At 45.2% G+C, this 4,994-nt stretch carries 4 protein-coding genes; 3 read left to right on the top strand and 1 reads right to left on the bottom strand.

Annotated elements, in window-relative coordinates; translation table 11 throughout:
* Positions 1-341: 341 nt before the first annotated feature.
* Positions 342-1,892, top strand: a complete 1,551-nt coding sequence (locus ACUVJL_RS39815; RefSeq protein ID WP_445250864.1) for an ATP-binding protein — start codon at positions 342-344, stop codon at positions 1,890-1,892.
* 157 nt (positions 1,893-2,049) lie between these two features.
* Here ACUVJL_RS39815 and ACUVJL_RS39810 read toward each other — a convergent pair whose 3' ends face one another.
* The gene (locus ACUVJL_RS39810; protein WP_445250863.1) at positions 2,050-2,544 is read right to left on the bottom strand and encodes a GAF domain-containing protein; all 495 of its coding nucleotides are present in this window, start codon (positions 2,542-2,544) and stop codon (positions 2,050-2,052) included.
* Positions 2,545-2,922: 378 nt separating this feature from the next.
* On the opposite strand from ACUVJL_RS39810, the gene ACUVJL_RS39805 reads away from it, so the two are divergent.
* Entirely contained in the window at positions 2,923-3,795 is an 873-nt protein-coding gene (locus ACUVJL_RS39805) for an alpha/beta fold hydrolase (protein WP_445250862.1), read from the top strand.
* Between the two features lie 102 nt (positions 3,796-3,897).
* Complete coding sequence (locus ACUVJL_RS39800) at positions 3,898-4,437, top strand: Crp/Fnr family transcriptional regulator (protein ID WP_445250861.1); 540 nt, start codon at positions 3,898-3,900, stop codon at positions 4,435-4,437.
* Positions 4,438-4,994: the final 557 nt, after the last annotated feature.

Genomic DNA, 4,994 nt, shown 5'->3' with positions numbered 1-4,994 from the left:
CACCGATTGAACCAGTTATAGAGTGTCTTATAACTTATTCTGAAAATATTCATTAACTCTACTTTTTTTACTCCTTGCGAAGCTAATATGAGGCAATGTGCTCGTTGACGTACCTGATGATGTCGGCTTTGGCGATGAATTTGAGTCGAGCAATTTAGACGAAAGAGGATTTATTTCTCTGATAAACATCATATGAAACTGTAATTAACTCATAATTTTGCCTGGAATATCATTATACTATGTATTTGTGTAATTAATTCTGTCTGACTACTTAACAATAGAACACCATTCCAACAACAGCACAGTAAACTGAGAGCAACCCCATTAACCCCAGTTAACCTATGCCACGCTGGTTTAATACCGCAGGCCCCTGCCAAGAAGACATTCATTACGTGCTACCCCCAACAGTGCGCTTACCGGACTTAGAACGGTTAATCGCTCAACGCAACTATTTCGTCATCCATGCACCCCGACAAGTGGGTAAAACCACCGCCATGCTAGCTTTAGCCAAACAACTCACCGACAGCGGAAAATACACCGCCGTCATGGTTTCGGCTGAAGTCGGCGCACCCTTCGGTCAAGATATTGGCGGTGCAGAAGATGCCATTCTCGGCGCTTGGCGAGACAACATTTCCTTCCGCCTCCCACCCGAACTGCAACCGCCAGACTGGACAAGCATACAGTCGGGACAGAAAATTCGGGCAGCTTTACAAGCTTGGGCGCAAGCATCCCCTCGCCCTTTGGTAATTTTTATTGATGAAATTGACGCACTGCAAGACCAAGCCTTGATTTCCATCTTGCGTCAACTGCGCGATGCTTATCCCAATCGTCCTCAAGCCTTTCCTCAATCCGTTGGCTTAATCGGTTTGCGGGATGTTCGCGATTACAAAGTCGCTGCGGGTGGTAGTGACAGACTCAACACTTCTAGTCCTTTTAATATTAAAGTGCGATCGCTAACTTTACGCAATTTTAACGCCGAAGAAGTCGCCGAACTCTACGCCCAACATACGGAAGATACCGGACAAGTTTTTACACCTGAAGCAACAGCTTTAGCCTTTGAACTGACTCAGGGACAGCCTTGGTTGGTTAATGCACTAGCTAAAGAAATAGTAGAAGAGTTAGTTACTGATGAATCGAGCGCCATTACAGCAAACCATATTTTAGAAGCTAAAGAAATTTTAATTCAACGCCAAGATACGCATTTAGATAGTTTGGCAGAACGACTGAGAGAAAATCGAGTTAAAGCGATTATCGAACCGATTTTAGCAGGACAAGAATTGCCAGAGTCTTCTAATGACGATCGCCAATACCTCGTAGATTTGGGCTTGCTCAGACGCGATCCGGCAGGGGGTTTAGTCATCGCCAATCCGATTTATCGAGAAGTTTTGCCGCGAGTCTTAGCCCAAGGCCCGCAAGATAGCTTACCGATTATCAGTCCGAGTTGGCTGAACCCTCGGGGAGAACTAATGACGGATGCGTTACTCCAAGCTTTTCTCGCATTTTGGTTGCAACATGGCGAACCGTTACTCAAAAGTGCCTCCTATCCCGAAATTGCCCCTCATTTGGTATTGATGGCGTTTCTGCATCGGGTGATTAATGGCGGGGGAACGTTGGAGAGAGAATATGCGATTGGGCGCGATCGTATGGATTTGTGTCTGCGTTACGGTGAGGTAACATTAGGAATTGAACTAAAAGTTTGGCGTCCCAAAAAAGCCGATCCTCTCAGTAAAGGTTTGGAACAGTTAGATGGATATCTGGCTAGATTGGGACAAGATTCTGGTTGGTTGGTAATATTCGATCGCCGAGAGAATGCACTGGAATTGGAAGAACGGCTAAAAACTGAAATTCATACTACGCAAATGGGGCGCTCGGTTACAGTTATTCGAGCGTGAGGAAGCTCTTTCTCTACTTCTCAAAGTTAAACATTTTCCTAGTTTATTAAAGTAGTGCGATCGCACAATTTTGATCAGGGCTGGAAACTTGAAACTTCGCATCTATATTTTATGATCGATACCCCAACTGTCACAAAGCAGAATCTAGGATTCAAAATTAACTATCTTGAATTGTGGGAGACATTGCCATATTTTGCGCTTGTTGCTGCATGAATTCAATGTCCGATCGCAACCAAGTGCGGGGCCCGCTGCACTGATGAGCAATTAACAGCCCCCACAGTCCTTTGTTTGTTAAAATTGGCACGGATAAATTGGCCCGAACTTTCAGGCTACGCAGAAAATCTCGGTGGCATGGGTTAATTGGTTCTACTTCAATATCTGTAATTGCTCTAACTCTGCCGGCTTCGTACAAAGCAGCGTATTCGCCGTTAAAACACTCATCTGGCCCCGTTGAACCCAAGATTGAGAGTTCGATCGCACTCAACATCTCGTAAGTCACTCGACCTTGCCACTGTTTGTAAAAATGATAAAGCACCGCGCGATCGCTCTGCACAACTTCTCGAATGTCGTAGAGGGATGTTTCAATTAATACGTCGCGCTTGAGACGATCTGTTAAGCGGTTAACAATGTTTTGCAGGCGATCGACAGACATGGTATTAACTCCTTTAATTGCTAGTACACTCGCCAGCTCTGAATTATTTAACTTGCACCCTGACAACACCTCAAATTTTTGCGAATCGGGGTTCTCGCCCGCTCGAAACTAAGTGAGTTTTCGCTTAACAGTTGTCGGGATGCCAGCAACATTATACTAATATTTTGACTGATATAGCAATATTTTCCGGAAACGGGCGAGCGGCTTTTTTTTACGCACCCCTTTCGCCAAGAACCACCCACGGAACGCCTGTTCCACAAAGGAAGAGAAAAGGAAGAGTTTACAAGTGCTGGGAGAATTGCTAGATATGCCTAAAGTTGGTTCCTCCCAAAGAGAGTAACTGCTAGGATATGTCCAAAGCTAGAGGAAGCATCAAATATGTCTGTGCTAGAAGCTGCTTGGAAACACGAATTTATCGCTACGAACGGCATCAAACTGCACTATGTCACTCAAGGTTCTGGGCCGCTGATGCTGATGCTGCACGGATTTCCTGAATTTTGGTATTCTTGGCGGCATCAAATCCCGGAATTTGCATCAGATTATAAAGTTGTTGCTGTGGATCTCAGGGGTTACAACGACAGCGACAAACCTCAGGATAAATCTGCTTACGTGATGGCAGAGTTTGTGCAAGATGTCAAGGGAATTATTCAGGGTTTGGGATACGAAAGTTGCGTCTTAGTTGGTCACGACTGGGGAGGGGCGATCGCCTGGAGTTTTGCTTATGCTTATCCCCAAATGGTGGATAAATTAATTGTGATGAATCTACCACATCCGGCCAAGTTTGCTGAAGGGCTACGCACTCCTCAACAATTGCTGAGAAGTTGGTACATCTTTTTCTTTCAGTTGCCAGTTTTGCCGGAGTTGTTAATTCAGTTGGGCGACTATCAGGCAATTTCTGCTACTTTGGAAGGTATGGCAGTTGACAAAAACACCTTTACCCCCTCAGATATCGAAGCTTACAAAGATGCGGCTGCCAAACGGGGCGCTCTGACTGCTACTATCAATTATTACCGCAATCTAGCTGGCGGATTTCTCGATCGCCAGAATTGGAGCGTGCTGCAAGTTCCGACGCTGATGATTTGGGGAGAAAATGATGCCGCCCTCGGCAAAGAGTTAACCTATGGAACCGCAGATTACGTGCGGGATTTTCAGATTCACTACATTCCCAATTGCAGCCACTGGGTAAACCAGGAACAGCCGCAGTTAGTGCATCGGTACATGAGAGATTTTTTGGCAAGCAAAGCTGTTTGAATTGATATTTAGCACTATTTTCCGCTGGCGCACGGTTTTCCCCCGGGAGGACTTTTTACTAATTTCAGTCTGGGACGCACTCTTTCCACCTACACTCCAGCCTTGTACGCTGGTTTCAGACACCAGACTTTCACCTGCCGTCAGTTAGTACCCGTGCCTTCTAAAGGCTTGCTGCGAATAGAACGGGGAGCTGTCCGAACGGTGACTTGGAACGAGCAGGGCACACCAATTACCCTGGGATATTGGGGAGTTGGAGACGTGCTCGGTCAGCCGCCCTCAGGCGTCCAACCTTATCAAATTGAGTGCAAAACTCATGTAGAAATTAGCTACATTCCTGCAAATTTGTGCGATCGATCCTTAGATGAAATTTTGGCGCACGTCCGGCAAAATCAAGCATTTTTCTGCATAGTTCGCAGCGAATCTCTGCACTCACGCCTGCTGCAACTATTAATTTGGTTGGGACAAAAGTTTGGTCGCGAAGTCGCACAAGGACTGTTAATTGATTTGAGATTAACTCACCAGGAGATTTCCGAAGCACTTGGGATTACACGGATTACAGTAACGCGGCTGATGGCTAGGCTGGAAGACGAGGGATTTATCGATCGATCGCGCCCTCAATACATTGTCTTAATTTCACGTTAGTTTGATTTTTACAGAAGAGATATTTTTAATGGCAGGTGGGCGCCGATCAACGCAGATATTTTTTAGGTATCTGTGTTTACATTTCAACTTACCGCAGATCACCTTACTCTGGGCTATAGTTTGGGGTTCGATGAGGGGTTGAAACTGCTTTGTTGTGTCAATTTCTCCCCACTGATATCCCTGGGCTCGATCGGCAGTTTCTGCGATTAGCCGTTCAAAGTCGCTGAGATTACCGTTGGAGTGAGTCAGCCATGAAAGCACGATATTGGGTAAAAAGACTACAACAAAAGATAATTAAAAATCGCCCTTTAATGGAAAAATAATTCAGCTTGAAGTTTTTTAAAGCGCGATCGCACCGCAGGACAGCAAGGCCCACCTTACTACTACATATAGAGTAGCCCAGGATTTGTTGTGCAAGTCCTTTATATATTATAATTATAGCGCTCCTAAATCATTGGTGAATTTCTTACTCCCTCCCCTTAGGATCGCGAATTAAATAACTTACAATTTTAATTGTTATTGTGGGATGGGCGTCCCACAAACTTGTGGAAGTTATT

Source organism: Microcoleus sp. OTE_8_concoct_300, assembly GCF_031383065.1.
GTDB lineage: Bacteria > Cyanobacteriota > Cyanobacteriia > Cyanobacteriales > Microcoleaceae > Microcoleus.
Note: the sequence above shows the minus strand (reverse complement) of the source record. Positions and strands in the feature narration are given on the sequence as shown.

Excerpts from the sequence above, each read along its gene's own strand:
- ACUVJL_RS39815 (WP_445250864.1), top strand. The coding sequence starts at position 342 with ATGCCACGCTGGTTTAATACCGCAGGCCCCTGCCAAGAAGACATTCAT.
- ACUVJL_RS39810 (WP_445250863.1), bottom strand. The coding sequence starts at position 2,544 with ATGTCTGTCGATCGCCTGCAAAACATTGTTAACCGCTTAACAGATCGT.
- ACUVJL_RS39805 (WP_445250862.1), top strand. The coding sequence starts at position 2,923 with ATGTCTGTGCTAGAAGCTGCTTGGAAACACGAATTTATCGCTACGAAC.